The organism is Allobosea lathyri, from assembly GCF_900108245.1.
Classification (GTDB): domain Bacteria; phylum Pseudomonadota; class Alphaproteobacteria; order Rhizobiales; family Beijerinckiaceae; genus Allobosea; species Allobosea lathyri.
Window position 1 is genome coordinate 192,937 of the sequence record NZ_FNUY01000002.1, and the last position, 16,841, is coordinate 209,777.

Sequence of the window (16,841 nt, forward strand, 5' to 3'; positions counted from 1 at the left end):
CATGCCTGCCTCGAAACCTGAGCCCGCCGGCCCTGCCGTCCTCACCGGCACCGCCAGACCTCGGCGCGATAGCTGACTTCGCGCCGGAGGCGGCGGAACTCCGGCCGCCCGGCTCCCGGCTGTACCGTCACCGGAACACGCTCGGCAGCCAGAGCGAGACCGCCGGGACATAGGTGACGAGCAGCAGCACGGCGATGCTTGCGCCGTAGAAGGGCCAGATCGTCTTCATCGATTGACCGATCGAGATCCGCCCGATCGCACAGGCGACGAACTGGACGGAGCCGACCGGCGGCGTGTTCAGGCCGATGCCGGCGTTGAGGATCAGGATCACGCCGAAATGGACGGGATCGACGCCAAAAGCCTTGACCACCGGCAGGAAGATCGGCGTACAGATGATGATCATCGGCGCCATGTCCATGAAGGTGCCGAGCACCAGCAGGATGACGTTGATCATCAGGAGCACGACGATCGGGTTGTCGGAGACCGCCTTCATCGCTCCGATCGTCGCCTGCGGCACCTGCAGGAAGGCCATCAGCCAGCCGAAGGAGCCGGCAGTGCCGATGACGAGCAGGACCATGGCGGTGGTGCGAACCGCGCCGAGCGTCGCTTCGACGAAGCCTTCCCAGGTGAGCTGCCGATAGACGAATACCGTGACAAGGAGGGCGTAGACTACCGCCACGCAGGATGATTCAGTGGCTGTGAAGACACCGGAGCGCACGCCACCGAAAATGATACCGATCAGCAGGATGCCCGGCAGAGCCAGCACCACATAGCGCCCGACCGCCGCGAAGCCGGGAAAGGCCTCGGCCGGATATCCGCGTTTCACCGCGACAGCCCAGGCTGCGCCCATCAAGGCGAGGCAGAGCAGCAGACCGGGAATGACGCCGGCTGTGAAGAGATCGGCGATGGAGAGATTGCCGCCTGCCGAGAGCGCATAGATGATCATGTTGTGCGAGGGCGGGATCAGCAGGGCGATGATCGCTGCGTTCGCGGTCACGTTGACCGCGTAATCCGCGTCGTAGCCACGCTTGACCATCTGCGGGATCATCAGGCCGCCGATGGCCGATGCATCGGCGACGGCCGAGCCGGAGATGCCGCCGAAGAGCGTGCAGGTCACGACATTGACCTGGCCGAGGCCTCCGCGCAGATGCCCGACCATGCTGGCCGCCATCTGGACCAGCTTCTCCGCGATGCCGCCGCGGATCATCAGATCCCCGGCGAAGATGAAGAACGGTATCGCCATCATCGCGAAGGCGCCCATGCCCGAGCTCATCTGCTGGAACACGACCACCGGAGGCAGGCCCATATAGATGACGGTTGAGACCGAAGCGATGCCGAGGCTGAAGGCGACAGGGGTGCCGATCAGGAGGAACAGCGCGAAAACGCCGAAGAGAATCCACAATTCCATCGGCTCAGACCTCGTCGACGACAGCGAAATGGGCAAAACCGATCGAGGCGCGCCGCTCTCCGGTCAGGAAGAGCATCAGCTTTTCGAGTGAGAAATAGGCGATCAGCGCTCCGCCGGCGGCGATCGGGACATAGTCCCAGCCGCGCGAAATACCGATGATCGGCATGCGGTCGCTCCAGGTGCCGGCGGCGAGCTGCCAGCCATAGCCGAGCATGGCGAGACCGAAGAGAAGCACCGTGACCTCGGTGATGATGATGAGCGCCTTGCGCAGCGGCGGCGGCGAGAGCGCCAGCCCGACCTCGAAGCCGAGATGGTCGCTTTCGCGCACGCCGACGGCCGAGCCCAGCAGGATGAACCAGGCCATCAGGAAGAGCGAGCCGGCCTCGACCCAGATCGGCGTGTCATTGAGGACGTAGCGCCCGAAGACGCCCCAGGCGACCATCACGGTCATCAGGACCAGGCCTGTGCCGGCGATGAGAAGGGAGGCGAGACAGAGCTTGGCTCCGATCCGCGTCAGGATTTGTGCGAGAGCATGCATGGGGCACTTCCGGTGCGGATATCGGCTTGAACGTATTCATCCTTTCCGCGCCATCCCGGGTGACGGCAGGCAGACCCGGGATGACGCGGAGGATGTCGTCAGGAAACGGCGTAGCGCCGGTTCACTTCACCGCCTGGATCGAGGCGACCATGTCCTTGAGCTTCGCGTCGGTGACGAACTTGTCGTAGACCGGCTTCATTGCGTCGATGAAGGGCTGCTTCTGAACTGCATTGATCTGCGCGCCGCCGGCCTTGACCTTGGCTTCGGATTCCTTCTCGCGCGCATCCCAGAGTTCGCGCATCTTGGCGACGGACTCCTTGGCAGCGGTGCGGATCAGCTTCTGATCCTCGGGCGAGAATTTGGCGAAGCTGCGCTTCGACATCACCAGCACTTCCGGCGAAAGCGAGTGCTCGGTCACCGAATAGAACTTCGAGACCTCGAAATGGCGGGTCGATTCATAGGACGGCCAGTTGTTCTCGGCCCCGTCGATGACGCCGGTCTGGAGCGCCGAATAGACCTCGCCGAAGGGCATCGGCGTGGCGTTGGCGCCGAGCGCCGAGACCAGAGCGACGAACATGTCGGACTGCTGGACGCGGATCTTCATGCCCTTCATGTCGGCGGGCGAGTTGATCGCTTTCTTCGAGTTGTAGAAGGAACGCGAGCCGGAATCGTAGAAGGCAAGGCCGATCAGGTCATGCTTGTCGAATTCGCCAAGCAGATTGTCGCCGATCGGGCCGTCCATGACCTTCCGCATATGATCGACCGAGCGGAAGATGAAGGGCAGGGACGGCACGTTGGTCGCCGGGATCAGGTTGTTGAACGGCGCCATGTTGATGCGGTTCAGGTCGATGACGCCGAAGCGCGTCTGGTCGATCGTGTCCTTCTCCTGGCCGAGCTGGCCGGAGTGGAAGACGTTGATCTTGATGCGGCCATTTGTGCTCTTCTCGAGCTGCTGGCCCATATATTTGACGGCCTCGATCGTCGGATAGCCGTCGGGGTGGATGTCGGTCGAGCGCAGGGTGACGTTCTGGGCCTGTGCCGAGGTCGTGGCGGCGGCGATGAAGGCTGCGCCCGCGAGCGCGGCAAAACTGCGTTTGGTCAGCATGATGATAATCCTCCCGTTTTAAGTTCGCCGGTTTTTTCCGGTCGTTCTTGCCCCGTGATTGGGAACCCGACCCGCAAGCGCGGGCAGGGTGGTTGCTAGAGAAATTCCTCCCGCATCGGCGTGAAGGAATCGACGAGCTGGCCGGCCTCGATGGCGATGACGCCGTGGACGAGGTTCGAGGGCACGAAGAAGCTGTCGCCGGCCTTGAGGCGCGCCGTTCGGCCGTCGATGGTGACGTCGAAGACCCCGCTTTCGATGAAGCAGGCCTGGCGATGGATGTGCTGGTGCGGCTTGCCGATCGCGCCGGCCTCGAAGAGCACCCGCACGACCATCAGATCAGGCCCATAGGCCATGATCTTGCGCTTGACGCCGGGGTCGGTGGCTTCCCAGGCGAGATCGTCCGCATGCTGGAAGAAGGAGTCGAGATGATCCGTCATCGGGCCAGCCAACCTCCATCGACAGGGATGATCGCGCCATGGATATAGGCGGCGGCGTCGCTCGCCAGGAACACCGCGGCACCGCCGATATCCGACGGCTTGCCCCAGCGGCCGGCGGGAATGCGGGCAAGGATCGCGGTGTTGCGGTCGGCGTCGGCGCGCAGCGCCTGGGTGTTGTTGCTCTCGATATAGCCGGGAGCGATCGCGTTGACGTTGATGCCCCTGGCCGCCCATTCGCAGGCGAGCAGCCGGGTCAACCCGGCCAACCCGCTCTTGCTCGCCGTGTAGGAGGCGACGCGGATGCCGCCCTGGAAGGAGAGCAGCGAGGCGATATTGACGATGCGGCCCGAGCGCCCGGCTGCCAACGCCGTCTTGGCGAAGGCCTGTGACAGAAAGAATGTCGCCTTGAGGTTGAGGTTCATCACCTCGTCCCAGTCAGCTTCGCTGAAATCCAGCGCGTCGGCACGGCGAATGATGCCGGCATTATTGACGAGGATATCGAGCGGCCCAGCGACCGCTATCGCCTCGGACACGACCTCGGCCGCAATGCCGGGCTTCTGAAGATCGACGGAAAGGGGGATCGCCGCTCCGCCCGCGTCCGCGATCAACGCGAGCGTTTCATCCATCGAGGAGCGGCCGGCGACCACGACCCTTGCACCGGCCTGGGCCAGGGCCAGCGCAATGCCCTGGCCGATACCGGTATTGGCGCCCGTCACGAGCGCTGTGCGCCCGCCGAGATCGAAGGGCGCGTGCGCGCCCATCAGCGCAAGGTCTCGACGGGAGCCGGGTCCATGTCGGTGAACTCCACATTGTCGCCGGCCATGGCCCACACGAAGCTGTAATTGGAGGTGCCGCAGCCGCAATGCACCGACCAGTTCGGTGCGATGATTGCCTGCTCGTTGGCCACCAGCAGGTGGCGGGTCTCGGTCGGTTCGCCCATGAAATGGAAGACGCGATGGGCGGGATCGAGATTGAAGTAGAGATAGGCCTCCATGCGCCGCGTATGGGTATGGCAGGGCATCGAGTTCCAGACCGAGCCGGTGTCCAGCGCCGTCATGCCCATCACGAGCTGGTTGGTGCCGGTCGTATTCGGCATGATGTACTGGCGGATGGTGCGCTTGTTCGAGGTCTCGCTGCTGCCGAGATGCAAGGTGTTGGCATCCGACTGGCGAATGATCTGATGGGGCGCCTCGCGATGGGCTGGCGCGCTCGTCAGATAGAATTTCGCTGGGTTGGCGGCGTCCGCACTGGTGAAGGACACGTCCTTCGCACCGAGCCCGACATAAAGGGCGTCCAGCGTGGGCAGATCGAAGCGCTCGCCATCGACCGTGACATGGCCTGCGCCGCCGATATTGATCACGCCGAGTTCGCGGCGCGCCAGGAAGAACGGCGTGCCCGTGGGAGCAAACGGAGCGAGTGTCAGCGGCTTGGCGGCGGGGGTCGCTCCACCCACGATCATGCGGTCGTAGTGGCTATAGGTCAGCGTCACCTCGCCGGGCACGAAGATGCGCTCGATCAGGAAATCCTCGCGCAGCGTTTGCGTGTCGTAGCGCTTCACATCGCGCGGATGTGCGGCCTGGCGCTCGTCGATGGTTTTCGTGGCGGTGCTGGTCACAGGGATAGGCCTCCTTGGCCAGGCGCGGGACGGGCATGTCATGCCCCGCGACCGGATCGGCTGGGACCATAACGGCAGTATCGTCGCCGGGTCAATATACTAATATACTAGTATGTCAAAGCATCCCGTGCTATCGGCTCACTCAATGCGCTAGAAGCATTGGCGGCAGCGTTCGGCTGATTCCGCAGGCGAAGGCAGGGCAGGGCGATGTCGGAAATCGCGAGGGATGCAGGCGACGATCGCGGACGGCGCCGCCCGCAGCGCGGCGGGGTCTCGCCGGCCGGACGGTCGACTGCCGCCTCGCTGGTTCAGGACGAGCTAAGGCGCGCGATTCTCGCCATGCAGCTGGAGCCCGGTGCTCCGCTGGTCGAGAAAGATCTGACCGCGCGCTTCGGCATCAGCCGGACACCTGTGCGCGAGGCGTTGATCAGGCTGAAGGAAGAAGGGCTCGTCGAGGTTTTTCCGCAAGCCGGCACCTTCGTGGCGCGGATTCCGACAGGGGCAATCCCAGAGGCCGTCTTCATCAGGCAGGCGCTCGAATGCGCCACCGTCGAGCTTTTGGCGGGGATCGCAACCCGTGCCACGGCGAGCGGGCTCGAAGCCATTATCGCGCGGCATCGCGAAGCGCTGGATGCCGGCGATCAGGAGGGCTTCCATCTCGCAGATGAGGAGTTTCACGAGGCGCTGGCTTTTGCGGCCGGTTATCCCGGAATCTGGAAGATCGCCCAGGCCGCCAAAGGGCAGATCGACCGATGCCGTCGGATGACCTTGCCCGTGCCCGGCCGCATGGAAATGGTGATCCGCGAGCATCTCTCGATCGTTGACGCCCTCCGCAGGCAGGATGCCCCGGCGGCGGGTGCCGCCATGCGCCAGCATCTGGGCACGTTGCTGCCCGATCTTCTGCGTCTCCAGGCGGAACATCCCGACTATTTCGTCTGAGGCGAGGCGCCTCGCGAGCGTCAGCCTCGGGCGGATTGGCCCGATGGGTAGATGATGCTCTTGACCATGCCGGGTTCGTTGACCGCCAGCCGGCGAAAGGCGTCGGGGCCTTCCTCCAGCGAGAAGCGGTGACTGACCACCGCATTCACATCGACCTTGCCCAGTGCCACGAGTTCGATCGCGCGGGGATAGACATGCCCCATGCGCCGCGAAAACTTGATCGACAGGCCGCGCCGCCGCGCTTCCGAAGCCGGCAGAACATAGGTGTCGCCATCGGGTATGCCGACGAGCACCACCCGGCCGCCGATGCGCGCAGCCCTCACCGCATCGCGAAATCCCTCGGGCGCGTTCGTGGCCTCGATGACCAGCGGCAGGCCTTCGCCCTGCGTCCATTCGGCGATGTCGTCGACGCTGGCGCCCGCCCGCGTCGCGCCCAGTTTCAGCGCGAGCGCGCGGCGGTGCGGCAGCGGATCGCAGGCGAGAATCTCGCCGGCTCCCACGCTTTTAAGGACCTGAAGGATGAGCAGCCCGATCGGCCCGCAACCGATCAGCGCGACCCGCTCGAGAAGTTTGGGCTTGGCGAGGTCGACGGCATGGATGGCAACGCCGAGCGGCTCCAGCATCACGGCATCCGTCGGCGTGAAATCCTGGGGCACGGGCACGATGAGAGATTTCGGCACCCAGATGCGCTCGGTCATGGCGCCGTGATGGGGCGGCGCGCCGATGAACGCCACGTTGGGACAAAGATTGGGGTGGCCGGCGTGGCAGTGCTCGCAATGGCCGCAGGCGTGGTTGGGGTCGACGGCGACGAGTGCACCGCGCGCCAGTCCGAGCTCCGGCAGATCCTCCGTCAGCCAACCGCCGAATTCATGGCCGGGCACGAAGGGCTCGACGATCGACGCGGCGCCGATGCCGCCATCCTTGTAATAATGCAGGTCGCTGCCGCAAAGGCCGACCGCCGCGACATCGAGAAGCGTCTCGCCCGGCGCGCCTTCCCGGAGATTGAAGGGCGCAACGCGCGCATCGCCTGCGGCGTAGAGAAACACGGCTCGCGACATGTCGGGATCAGGGCTCCAAAAAAAGCTTTCTACAGATGTATTTTGTATCTTACATTAGTTTCGGTCAAGGCCGTGTTTGACGATGCCGGCCCGGTTCCGGCGGCGTTTGGCACTGACGCGAATTGCGTTGTGATGCGGTCCGGGACCGATGTATTCCAGCCAGGGTGACCGAGCGCCAGCCGCTCGCGCACGAAATGGTCGCCCATGGGAGCCACGATGCCGGACGATGCACAAACCCAGGTCCGAGCCGCGTGGCTCTATTACATGGAAGGGCTCACCCAGGCGGAGATCGCGGACCGCCTGAAGATGACGCGCCTGCGGGTCAACCGCCTGCTCGTCGAGGCCCGCGGCAACGGCCTCGTCAACATCACCATCAACTCCCGCCTCGAAGGCTGCGTGCGGCTTGAGCGCGCGCTTGTCGAGGAACTGGGCCTGCGCGAGGCCGTGGTGGTGCCCACGCCCGCCAAGGCCGAGCAGGTGCATCCGCTGATCGGCCAGGCGGCCGGCGAGTTCATCTCGCGACTGATCGAGGAGCAGCCGTCCGGCGTGTTCGGCGTCGGCTGGGGCGGCACGCTGCGGGAGACGATCCGGCATGTGCGCTCCGGCCAGTATCCGGGCATGAAGGTGACTTCGATGATGGGTGGCCTGACCTATGGCATCGAGCTCAACACTTTCGAGATCGCCAGCCAGCTGGCCCGCCGCTGGCAGGCCGAATGCCATTATCTCGCGGCGCCGATCTATGCCGGCACGCCGGAATCGCGCGACACGATCGTGGCGCAGGACGTGTTCGAGGAGGCCTTCGCCCGGATCCGCGCCACGGATGTGGCTGTCCTGAGTGCCGGCGACCTGACGGATCGGTCGCTGCTGATCCGCTACGGCCTGCCGCGCGACGTGGCGGTCGAGGATCTCGCCGCTTCCGGCGCTGTCGGCGACATGCTCGGGCAATTCATCGATGCGCAGGGCCAGCCGGTCGATCATCCGATCAACCGTCGTGCCATCGCCTTGCCGCATGATGCCCTGCGCCTGATCCCGACGGTCATTCTCGCTTCGGGAGGGATCAACAAGGCCGCCATCATCGCCGCCGCGCTGCGTGCCAAGCTTGCCTCCGTTCTGATCACCGACGAACGCGCGGCTTCGGCCGTGCTGAAGCTGATGCGGGGCTGATTGCCGGTGGCGCCTGTTCTCGGCATCGATTTGGGTACGTCGGGCGTCAAATCGGTGCTCGTCGATGCGCATGACCAGGTGATCGCGCAAGCCATGGCGCCGCTGAGCGTGTCGCGGCCACGGCCCTTGTGGTGCGAGCAGCATCCGGAGGATTGGTGGCGTGCCGTCGAGGCGACGCTCGATGCTTTGGCTGCGGCCGAACCCACGCAGATGCGCGCGGTCGCTGCGATCGGCCTGTCCGGTCAGATGCTCGGTGTTGCCTCCCTGGACGATGCAGAGCGCGCCTTGCGCCCGGCCATGCTGTGGAATGACGGGCGCGCCACGCGCGAATGCGCGGAGATTGAAGCGGCGCTTCCCGATTTCGCCGGTCTCGTCGGGTGCCGCGCGATGCCGGGCTTTCCGGCGCCGAAACTGCTCTGGCTCGCCCGGCACGAGCCGGACGTCCTGGCCAGGACGCGGCGCATCCTGCTGCCGAAGGACTATATCCGCCTGAAACTCACTGGCGCTGCCGTCAGCGACCATGCCGATGCCAGTGCGACCTTGTTGATGGACACGGTCGCCTGCGAGTGGAATGCCGAACTCTTGGCGGCTTGCGGCGTCGATCGCGAGCAATTGCCCGCGCTCATCGCCTCGGATGCGATCGGAGGCGGTTTGCGGCCGGCGCTTGCGACGCGATGGGGCATGGCCGCAGACACGCCCGTAGTGGGGGGCGCCGGCGACAACATGTGCGGTGCGGTCGGTGCCGGCATCATCGAGGCCGGAGCGGGCTCGATCAGCCTGGGCACATCCGGCGTCTACTTCCTCGCCAATGACCGTTTCCTGCCGGCGCGCGGGCAGGGCATGCATACGCATCGCCATGCGGTCGGCGGCCTTTTCGCTCAGAACGGCTGTGTGCTCAGCGCCGGAGCGGCATTGAACTGGGTGGCCGCGCTCGTCGGCGCAAGCGACGTTCCTCGGCTGGTGGACGAGGTGGAGGCTGCCAACATCGCCATTGCCGACACGCCGGTCTTCACGCCCTATCTGGCGGGTGAGCGCACGCCTCATGACGATGCGAATCTCACCGGCGGGTTCTCGGGGCTGACGTTGGCGACGACGCCGCTGCATCTGGTGCAGGCCGTGCTCGAGGGCGTCGCGATGGCGCTTGGGGATTGCCACAATGCACTGCTCTCGACGGGGGCTGGCATCGAGCGCCTGGCACTTGTTGGTGGCGGGTCCCGCAGCCGGCTCTGGGCCAGCCTCGTTGCCAGCGCTGTCGGCATGAAGCTGTCGGTGGCGCAAAGCGCGTCGGTCGGACCGGCGCTTGGCGCAGCGCGGCTGGCGCGCCAAGGGATTGGTGGTCCGCTGCTGGCAAAGACCGACGGCGGCCATGTGGACTCGGAGGTCTTGCCGGATGCCGCGATGGCTGACGCGCTCGCCAGCAAGCGCGCGCGCTTCGAGCGGCATCTCGCGCTTCGCTGATCGGCGATGCATGCGAGCGATCACGCGCTGCGGATCGCCTCCAGAAGCTCTTCATGCAGATGGCCGTTGGATGCGATCTTCTCGAGGTCGTCATCGCCGGAATCGCGTCCGTTCACGGTGGTGACGCGGCCGCCGGCAGCACGCACCAGCGGCAGGGCGGCCGCATGCGAGACGATGTCAGCCTTGAGCCCGACGAAAGCATCCAGTTTTCCGGCGGCCACCAGCGACATTTCGAGAGCGCCGGAGACGACGATGCGGACGCCGCGGCTGATGCCGGCCAGCCGCCGGATGACATCTGTGGTGCGCTCCACCTCCTCGGTCGAATAATGCGAGGTGAGCACGACGGAGATCACGGCATCGGCAAGGTCTGTTGTCACCGAGACTGCGGCAGGGCGGTCGTTGACGGTGGCCACGCCGTCCGCCGTATAGCGCGCGATGAGGCCGGCAAGGGGGGCGTGGGTCAGGCCGAGCAGGGTTCGGCCCTGTTCCTGATAAGCCATCGTCACGGAGAACCAGGGCAGGCCGCTGGCATAGTTCACCGTTCCGTCGAGCGGGTCGATGATCCAGCGCGCGCCATCGGCAGAACCGAAAAATCCCGCCTCCTCCGAGAGGATGGCGGCATCGGGCGTCAGGGCGCGCAGACCCTCGATGACGAGGGCTTCCGAGGCGAGATCGGCTGCCGTCACGACGTCGCGCAGTTCCTTGCGCGTGACGGAGAGCGGGTCGTCCTGCATGCGGACGAGCAGTTCGGCCGCGCGGCGCGCGAGCGCGTCAGCGGGGCCGAGCAATGAGGAGGCTCGCTGCTCAGACATGCGCTGCTTAGACATGCGCTGCTCAGACATGGATCACGTCCTGCCGCGCCTGGCCGGGATAGGCGGGGTCGAGTACGAAATCGCGGCGCGGCCCGAAATCGCCGATCGGCTGCAGATGGCTGACGAGGCCGGCTTCGCGATCCCAGACATGCAGCGCAAAAGCCGGCGGCTCCAGGATGAAGCGGTTTTCCTGGCCACGGCGCAGGTCGAGCGCGACCTGATGAGCGGTTCCGGGCGCGACATAGCCGATCGTACCGGCGAATCTGAGCTGGATCGGCCGGTGATAATGGCCGCAGGCGATCCGCTCGATTTCGGGATGGCGGGCGATGAGCTGCGCAAAACCGGGCGAGACCCGGCAGGGCATCACATCCATGCCGTCGACGGCGACCCTGAAGGGCGGGTGGTGCATGAAGATCAGGGTGGGGCGTCCCTGGCCTTCCGCCAAGCGCTCGGCGAGCCAGGCTTCGCGCTCCGCGCAAATCTCGCCGCCATCCTGACCCGCAATCACCGTGTCGAGGCCGATCAGACGGACGGGGAAATCCTCGACGACATAATGCTGGAAGCCCGTCGCCTGGAGATGCGGATAATGGGGGTGCAGAGCGGCCGCGAAGGCCTCGCGCCGGTCATGGTTGCCGGGCACGGCATAGACCGGCATCGGCAGGGCGCCGAGCGCGTCGCGCACGATGGCGTATTCCTCGGGCAGGCCGCAATCGGCGAGATCGCCCGTGACCAGGACGCAGTCGGGTTGCGGATCGAGCGCCATGACCGCCGCCACGGCCTTGTGGATTGCGGCGTTGGTATCGACGTCGCCATAGGCCGGGCGGCCATGCGGACGGGCGTGGAAATCGCTGAGCTGGGCGATGATCATCGGGGTTAGACCTGTCGGGCGCGGCATTCAGGGGTAATCGGAACGTCGCCCGGTCCCAAGGGACCGGGCGACGGAATTAACTGCGTATCGGATGGTCCGATCCGGTTACTTCATCAGCGCTTCGGTTTCGGAGACGATGCGCTCGATCGCCGCCTTCGGCGCGGTTTCGCCGCGCATCACGCTGTTGATGATCTCGCGCTGAGTGCGCCAGATGCGGACGGAGTTGCCGCCCGGATAACCCTGCCACGGCGCGGCGCGGGCGACCTGGCCGTTGATGGTGCGGAAGTTGGGATTGGCCTTGTAGAACGGGCCGAGGAACTCATCGCTTCCTGCCCGCAGGTTTGTGGGCATGTATCCGGCTGTCTCCACGACGATCTTCTGCGCCTCGGGGCCGGTGACGAATTTAATGAATTCCCAGGCGGCCTTCTGCTTGGCTGCGTCCTTGGCGGTGATCAGCGCGGCGTTGCCGCCGGTCGGCAGCGTGCCTTTGGCCTTGTCGTCGACCGGGAAGAGGCCGGTCTTCAGCGTGAACCTGTCGCCGATCAGGTCGGTGACCTGACGCAGGCGGGCGGGGGTGTCGAAGAAGATGCCGATCTTGCCGGCGATGAATTGCTGGCGCGACTGGTCCCAGTCGATCAGCGGCATGCCGCCATCCGAGACGAAGCTGCGCAGGGTCTGCAGAGCCTTCTCACCGACGGCGCCGCCGAACGCGACCTTCTTGCCGCTGGCATCCAGCAGCGGCACGCCGGCCTGCAGGATCATGCCGCGCCACAGCCAGTCGTCGGGCCAGTCATGGATGTTGTAGGCGAGGCCCGCGACATCGCTGTTGCCTTCGCGGATCTTCTTGGCGAGCGCGACGAGATCGCTCCAGTTGTCGGGCATCTTGTCGGGGTCGCCGCCGGCCTTCTTGACCAGCTCGGCATTGAAATACATCAGCGGCGTCGAGGCATTGAAGGCCAGGCCCGACTGCTTGCCATTGACCTGTCCGAGCGAGAGCAGGGCATCGGAGTAGTTGGCCTTGCGCCAGGCTTCGGGCTCGGCCGCCAGCATCGGGCCGAGATCGACGAGCTGCTTGCGCTTGTCGAGCGATTCCACCAATTCGGTCAGCAGATGGAAGCCGGAGTAATAGACGTCCGGCAGCTGGTTGGTGACCGACTGACGCAGCATCGCCTGATGCCCCTCGTCATAGCTCGCCGCCGGCGCGCGGAAGTTGATCTTGATCTTCGGGTTGGCCTTCATGAACTCCTGAGCGATCGGCTCGTGGAACTTCGCGAAAGCGGGGAAGGCGTAGAAGACGTCGAGCGTGACGTCCTGGGCCCGGGCCGCCGTGCTGGCGACGAGGGCGAGGGCCGCGGCTGCGACCGCTCTGCCGATACGTTTCATGGTGGATCTCTCCATTGGGATCGGAACTGGATTGGATCGGTTGGCTTGTGGTCGGGTGGGCTACTTCACTCCGGTCATCGTGATGCCGTCGATGAACCTCCGTCTTGCGATGAGGAAAGCGATGACGAGGGGGGCTGTCAGCACGGTGGCAGCGGCTGTCAGGGCGCCGTAATTCGAGCCGGTCTCGGCATCCGCGAAGAACATCATTCCGAGCGGCGGCGGCGCCAGTTTCGCGTCGGAAATGACGATCAGAGGCCAGTAGAGGTCGTTCCAGTGAGCGACCGCCGAGAACACCGAAAAGGCGGCGATCGCGGGCCAGGCGCTGGGCGTGACGATGCGCCAGACGATCTCGAACTCGCTCATCCCGTCGAGCCTTGCCGCGTGGATGATGTCGTCGGGGAAGCTGCGGAAGAACTGGCGGAACAGGAAGATGGCGAAGACCGAGAGAAAGAACGGCACCATCATCGCGAAATAGGTGTTCAGCAGCCCAAGCTCGGCCAGCGCGATGTAGAGCGGCATGGCCGGAACCTGCACCGGGATGCACAGGCCGAGCAGCACCAGCACGAACAGCAGGTTGCGCCCAGGAAAACGCAACTTGGCCAGCGCATAGGCGCAGGGAATGGCGACGAGGAGCTGCACCACGAGAATGCCGGCGCAGAGGATGACGCCGTTCAGGGCAAAGCGCAGCAGAGGGGCCTGCGACAGCGCGAAGCTGTAATTCTCCACGCCGTAGAACTGTTTGGGCCAGAGCGAGATCTGGGCGGTGAAGATTTCCGCCGGCGGCTTGATCGAGGTGATCAGCATCCAGACGAAGGGCAGCAGCATGAAGATGGCCCCGGCGAGCAATATGCCGTGCACGACCACGAGCGACAGGAGCCGCTTGGCGATGGCGCCTGACGGCGTGATCGGTGCAGCGGCCCGGGCCGCGACGGGAAGGGTGACGCTTGCCATCAGTAGTGGACCTTTCGATCGAGCGTGAAGGTCTGCGCCACCGAGAAGACAAGGATGAAGGCAAGGAAGATGAAGCTCAGCGCGGCCGCATAGCCGGTATGGAAGTACTGAAAGCCTTCGAGATAGATGTTGTAGAGCAGGACCTCGGTCCGCCCCATCGGGCCGCCGCGCGTCATCACCGCGACCGTGTCGAAGATCTTGAAGGCGGTGATCATCGTCGTGACGATGACGAACATCGTCGTCGGGCCCAGCAGCGGCCAGGTGATGGTGAGGAAACGGTCGATGCCGTTGGAGCAACCGTCGATCTCGGAGGCCTCGTAGAGGTCGCGCGGTATCGCCGAGAGGCCCGCCAGGAACAGGATCATATTGAAGCCGAGCAGTTGCCAGATGCCGATGACGGCAAGGGTCGCAAGCGCCGTCGAGGGCTCGCTGAGGAAGGCGATCTCGCCAAAGCCGAGCCATTTCAGCATGGCATTGACGGGCCCCAGCGCCGGGTGGAGCAGGAACTGCCAGACGGTTGCCATGGCGATGAGGGTCGAGGTGACCGGCAGGAAGTAGATGACCTCGTAGAGCGAGCGCGTCCTGCGCCGACCATGGACGAGAATGGCGATGAGCAGCGCGCCGAAAACTCCGCCGGGTACGACGATCGCCACATAGATCAATGTGTTGATCACGGAGCGGCGAATGATCGGATCGGCCAGCGCCTTGCTGAAATTGGCAAGGCCGACCCAATCGGCGCTGATCGCGCCGAACTCGTAGTTGGTCAGGCTCAGATAGAGCAGGACAGCCAGCGGCAACAGGATGGTGAGGATGAGCAAGGCAAGCGCCGGGAGGGCGAAGCTCGCGCCGGTGATTTGTTCGATCCAGAGCCGTCTGCGGGAGCGGGGCGGAGTTCCAAAGGCGGGTATGGCTGTCATGGTCATGCCCGCAGCGGAACGACGGAGCTGACGGCGCCGCCATTGCGCGGCTCAAGGCGCTCTCCTCCGACGTCGAAGACGTGACAGGCGGTTTCATCGAAGGTCAGCGCGACCTCGGCGGTCTCGTTGACGGTTGCGGCTGTCGCCGCCGTGGCGCGCGTCGTGACGCCCGGAGCATCGCGGCCGGCGAGATCGAAATGCAGGATATATTCAGAGCCTAGGTTCTCCTTGCGGCGCAGCCGCGCGGAGAACCAGGCTCGCCCGCCTTGGCCCGGCTCGCCCTGAGCGAGCGAAAGCGCCTCGGCCCTGATGCCGAGCGTGATGGACGCACCGGCGGTGCCGTTGACTGCCAGCGAAAGCGGGCGGCCGAACAGTTCGATGCGACCCGACCCGGCAAGGGTTGCCGGCAAAAGATTAATGGCGGGGCTGCCGATGAACTGCGCCACCTTGATCGAAGCGGGTCTCTCATAGAGTTCCGATGGCGTTCCGAGCTGCAGGACATCGCCCGCATCCATCATCGCCACGCGGTCCGACATGGTCATCGCTTCGATCTGGTCGTGAGTGACATAGATGAAGGTGGCGCCGAGGCGTTTGTGCAGCTCGGCAAGCTCGGTGCGCATGTGCACGCGCAGTTTCGCGTCGAGATTGGATAGCGGCTCGTCCATCAGGAAGACGTCGGGACTGCGCACCATCGCCCGGCCGAGAGCCACGCGCTGACGCTGGCCGCCGGAGAGCTGGGCGGGGCGGCGATCGAGCAGATGTTCGAGCTGGAGCTGGGCAGCGACCGCGCCGACATCGGCCTCGATGCCGCGCAGGATCTCGCGGCGCTGACGCGACAGCAGGCGCAACAGGGGCAGGCGCTGGCGCAGTGTCATCCGCGACATCGTCAGCGGCAGCCCGATATTGGCGCCTACCGTCATGTGCGGATAAAGCGCGTAGCTCTGGAACACCATCGCGACCCGTCGCTCATGCGCCCGCAGATGATCGACGGAGGCACCGCCAATGGCGACGCCGCCGCTGTCCTGCGCTTCGAGACCGGCGATGATGCGGATCAGGGTGGATTTTCCGCAGCCGGACGGACCGACCAGCGTCAGGAATTCACCGTCGGCGATCGAGAGATCGACGCCGCCGAGCACCTTCGTCGGTCCGAATGATTTCGCGATGGACGTGAGATCGACAGTTGCCACGTAATCTTCCCCTTGCTGGAGCCGGGTCCATTCGGCCGGGCTCTTCTTGTCGAGGGCGCCTTGTTATGGGGCGCGTTTCAGGCGGCGCGCGGCGGGTAGACTTCGTGGATGACATCGTCGATCCACAGGGTTTCCAGCGCATCGACCACATGGATCGCGGCCGTAAATTCGGTGCCGGCGAAGTGGTAGACGACCGCGCCGAGGCTGCAGGTGCCGGCCATGTCGGGCTGCAGCTCCGGCCCCACCACGAAGCCGGAGGAGGGACCCCAGATGTAGCGCGTGCCGTCGAGCTGGCTGTCATGGGCCCGGTGCAGATGCCCGCTGGCGACGATCGCGACCTGATGACGCCGGACCAATTCCATCAGGCGGGCGCGCGGCTCGGGGCTGACGCTCCAGTAGCCCTTGTCGCCTTCGTCCGGCGTCTCGATGAAAAGGGGCCGGTGCAGGAACCAGGCAAGCCTGCGGCCGCCCGCTTCGGCCAGCTGCTGCTCAAGCCAGTGGAGCTGAAGCTCTTCCTCCGGATCGCCGCTGCCGAAGAGCATCGAGTCGAGCCCGAGCAGCCGCCAGCCTTCGATGTCGCGCGACCAGAAGTCCTCGCCGAAATGTCGGCGCCAGCGCGCGATGCGTTCGGGATTGACCGGTTGATGGGGGTGGTGGGCCTCGCCGACATCATGATTGCCGGGGATGCTCAGCACGGGCACGCCGAGGTCGCGCATCAGCTCGGCACAGTGCAGCATGTCGCCGTCCTGGTCGGCGCCATCGACGGTGACGTCTCCGGTGTGGATGATCAGATCGGGCCGCTGCGCTGCGATCCACGCTTTCAGCGGCTGCCAGTTGCGCTCGAAATGGCGCTTGGTCGGGCTGAGATGGGTGTCCGAAATCTGAAGGACACGATGCATGCGGCTTCCCTCCTTGGCGCCTCCGTGGATGGGAGGTCGTGCCGCGCACATGCAGTGCGAGCGGCTTTTGCCATGGAACATACAGATGAATGTTTGATGACA

The 16,841-nt window shown here is 65.2% G+C and carries 17 protein-coding genes; 3 read left to right on the forward strand and 14 right to left on the reverse strand.

Features of this window, described 5'->3' with window-relative positions; genetic code table 11:
- Positions 1-127: 127 nt before the first annotated feature.
- The 6 genes from C4S73_RS05295 to kduI all read right to left on the reverse strand — a co-directional run bounded on the left by C4S73_RS05295 (position 128) and on the right by kduI (position 5,103).
- Positions 128-1,408 (reverse strand): TRAP transporter large permease, encoded by a 1,281-nt coding sequence (locus tag C4S73_RS05295; protein WP_103871441.1) that lies wholly within the window; start codon positions 1,406-1,408, stop codon positions 128-130.
- Positions 1,409-1,412: 4 nt separating this feature from the next.
- Positions 1,413-1,946, reverse strand: a complete 534-nt coding sequence (locus tag C4S73_RS05300; RefSeq protein ID WP_103871442.1) for a TRAP transporter small permease — start codon at positions 1,944-1,946, stop codon at positions 1,413-1,415.
- Positions 1,947-2,067: 121 nt separating this feature from the next.
- The gene (locus C4S73_RS05305) at positions 2,068-3,051 is read right to left on the reverse strand and encodes a TRAP transporter substrate-binding protein (RefSeq protein ID WP_103871443.1); all 984 of its coding nucleotides are present in this window, start codon (positions 3,049-3,051) and stop codon (positions 2,068-2,070) included.
- A gap of 95 nt (positions 3,052-3,146) precedes the next feature.
- The gene (locus C4S73_RS05310) at positions 3,147-3,488 is read right to left on the reverse strand and encodes a cupin domain-containing protein (protein ID WP_103871444.1); all 342 of its coding nucleotides are present in this window, start codon (positions 3,486-3,488) and stop codon (positions 3,147-3,149) included.
- Entirely contained in the window at positions 3,485-4,249 is a 765-nt protein-coding gene (gene kduD / locus C4S73_RS05315) for a 2-dehydro-3-deoxy-D-gluconate 5-dehydrogenase KduD (protein ID WP_103871445.1), read from the reverse strand. Before kduD ends, C4S73_RS05310 begins: the two co-directional genes overlap by 4 nt.
- Positions 4,249-5,103: a 5-dehydro-4-deoxy-D-glucuronate isomerase gene (gene kduI / locus C4S73_RS05320; RefSeq protein ID WP_244595448.1), complete on the reverse strand. Its 855-nt coding sequence runs from the start codon at positions 5,101-5,103 to the stop codon at positions 4,249-4,251. Before kduI ends, kduD begins: the two co-directional genes overlap by 1 nt.
- 207 nt (positions 5,104-5,310) lie before the next feature.
- Here kduI and C4S73_RS05325 point away from each other — a divergent pair, with 207 nt between their 5' ends.
- Positions 5,311-6,042, forward strand: coding sequence for a GntR family transcriptional regulator (locus C4S73_RS05325; protein WP_103871447.1), 732 nt, complete (start codon positions 5,311-5,313; stop codon positions 6,040-6,042).
- A gap of 20 nt (positions 6,043-6,062) precedes the next feature.
- Here the strand turns inward: C4S73_RS05325 and C4S73_RS05330 are convergent, their stop codons facing one another.
- Positions 6,063-7,100, reverse strand: a complete 1,038-nt coding sequence (locus tag C4S73_RS05330) for a zinc-dependent alcohol dehydrogenase (RefSeq protein WP_103871448.1) — start codon at positions 7,098-7,100, stop codon at positions 6,063-6,065.
- Positions 7,101-7,316: 216 nt separating this feature from the next.
- On the opposite strand from C4S73_RS05330, the gene C4S73_RS05335 reads away from it, so the two are divergent.
- Both C4S73_RS05335 and xylB read left to right on the forward strand, forming a co-directional pair.
- Positions 7,317-8,264, forward strand: a complete 948-nt coding sequence (locus C4S73_RS05335) for a sugar-binding transcriptional regulator (RefSeq protein WP_103871838.1) — start codon at positions 7,317-7,319, stop codon at positions 8,262-8,264.
- Between the two features lie 6 nt (positions 8,265-8,270).
- Entirely contained in the window at positions 8,271-9,722 is a 1,452-nt protein-coding gene (xylB, locus tag C4S73_RS05340) for a xylulokinase (RefSeq protein ID WP_160115673.1), read from the forward strand.
- Between the two features lie 20 nt (positions 9,723-9,742).
- Here xylB and C4S73_RS05345 read toward each other — a convergent pair whose 3' ends face one another.
- The 7 genes from C4S73_RS05345 to C4S73_RS05375 form a co-directional block, all read right to left on the reverse strand.
- Positions 9,743-10,534: an inositol monophosphatase family protein gene (locus C4S73_RS05345; RefSeq protein WP_160115674.1), complete on the reverse strand. Its 792-nt coding sequence runs from the start codon at positions 10,532-10,534 to the stop codon at positions 9,743-9,745.
- A gap of 22 nt (positions 10,535-10,556) precedes the next feature.
- Positions 10,557-11,429 carry a phosphodiesterase gene (locus tag C4S73_RS05350; protein WP_244595449.1) on the reverse strand — a complete coding sequence of 291 codons (873 nt, stop codon included), beginning with the start codon at positions 11,427-11,429 and terminating at the stop codon, positions 10,557-10,559.
- A gap of 78 nt (positions 11,430-11,507) precedes the next feature.
- On the reverse strand, positions 11,508-12,785 hold the full coding sequence (locus C4S73_RS05355; RefSeq protein WP_103871452.1) for an ABC transporter substrate-binding protein: 1,278 nt from the start codon (positions 12,783-12,785) through the stop codon (positions 11,508-11,510).
- A gap of 60 nt (positions 12,786-12,845) precedes the next feature.
- Entirely contained in the window at positions 12,846-13,610 is a 765-nt protein-coding gene (locus tag C4S73_RS05360) for a carbohydrate ABC transporter permease (protein WP_244595481.1), read from the reverse strand.
- A gap of 125 nt (positions 13,611-13,735) precedes the next feature.
- Positions 13,736-14,653: a carbohydrate ABC transporter permease gene (locus C4S73_RS05365; protein WP_200827934.1), complete on the reverse strand. Its 918-nt coding sequence runs from the start codon at positions 14,651-14,653 to the stop codon at positions 13,736-13,738.
- Positions 14,654-14,655: 2 nt separating this feature from the next.
- Positions 14,656-15,840: an ABC transporter ATP-binding protein gene (locus tag C4S73_RS05370; protein WP_103871455.1), complete on the reverse strand. Its 1,185-nt coding sequence runs from the start codon at positions 15,838-15,840 to the stop codon at positions 14,656-14,658.
- Between the two features lie 77 nt (positions 15,841-15,917).
- A complete protein-coding gene (locus C4S73_RS05375) occupies positions 15,918-16,739 on the reverse strand; it encodes a metallophosphoesterase family protein (RefSeq protein WP_103871456.1) in 822 nt (273 codons plus the stop codon).
- Positions 16,740-16,841 lie beyond the last annotated feature (102 nt).

Bases quoted from the DNA above. Each gene is read 5' to 3' on its own strand.
- C4S73_RS05295 (WP_103871441.1), bottom strand. From the start codon at position 1,408: ATGGAATTGTGGATTCTCTTCGGCGTTTTCGCGCTGTTCCTCCTGATC.
- C4S73_RS05300 (WP_103871442.1), bottom strand. From the start codon at position 1,946: ATGCATGCTCTCGCACAAATCCTGACGCGGATCGGAGCCAAGCTCTGT.
- C4S73_RS05305 (WP_103871443.1), bottom strand. From the start codon at position 3,051: ATGCTGACCAAACGCAGTTTTGCCGCGCTCGCGGGCGCAGCCTTCATC.
- C4S73_RS05310 (WP_103871444.1), bottom strand. From the start codon at position 3,488: ATGACGGATCATCTCGACTCCTTCTTCCAGCATGCGGACGATCTCGCC.
- kduD (WP_103871445.1), bottom strand. From the start codon at position 4,249: ATGGGCGCGCACGCGCCCTTCGATCTCGGCGGGCGCACAGCGCTCGTG.
- C4S73_RS05325 (WP_103871447.1), top strand. From the start codon at position 5,311: ATGTCGGAAATCGCGAGGGATGCAGGCGACGATCGCGGACGGCGCCGC.
- C4S73_RS05330 (WP_103871448.1), bottom strand. From the start codon at position 7,100: ATGTCGCGAGCCGTGTTTCTCTACGCCGCAGGCGATGCGCGCGTTGCG.
- C4S73_RS05335 (WP_103871838.1), top strand. From the start codon at position 7,317: ATGCCGGACGATGCACAAACCCAGGTCCGAGCCGCGTGGCTCTATTAC.
- C4S73_RS05345 (WP_160115674.1), bottom strand. From the start codon at position 10,534: ATGTCTGAGCAGCGAGCCTCCTCATTGCTCGGCCCCGCTGACGCGCTC.
- C4S73_RS05350 (WP_244595449.1), bottom strand. From the start codon at position 11,429: ATGCCGCGCCCGACAGGTCTAACCCCGATGATCATCGCCCAGCTCAGC.
- C4S73_RS05355 (WP_103871452.1), bottom strand. From the start codon at position 12,785: ATGAAACGTATCGGCAGAGCGGTCGCAGCCGCGGCCCTCGCCCTCGTC.
- C4S73_RS05360 (WP_244595481.1), bottom strand. From the start codon at position 13,610: ATGCTGCTGCCCTTCGTCTGGATGCTGATCACCTCGATCAAGCCGCCG.
- C4S73_RS05365 (WP_200827934.1), bottom strand. From the start codon at position 14,653: ATGACAGCCATACCCGCCTTTGGAACTCCGCCCCGCTCCCGCAGACGG.
- C4S73_RS05375 (WP_103871456.1), bottom strand. From the start codon at position 16,739: ATGCATCGTGTCCTTCAGATTTCGGACACCCATCTCAGCCCGACCAAG.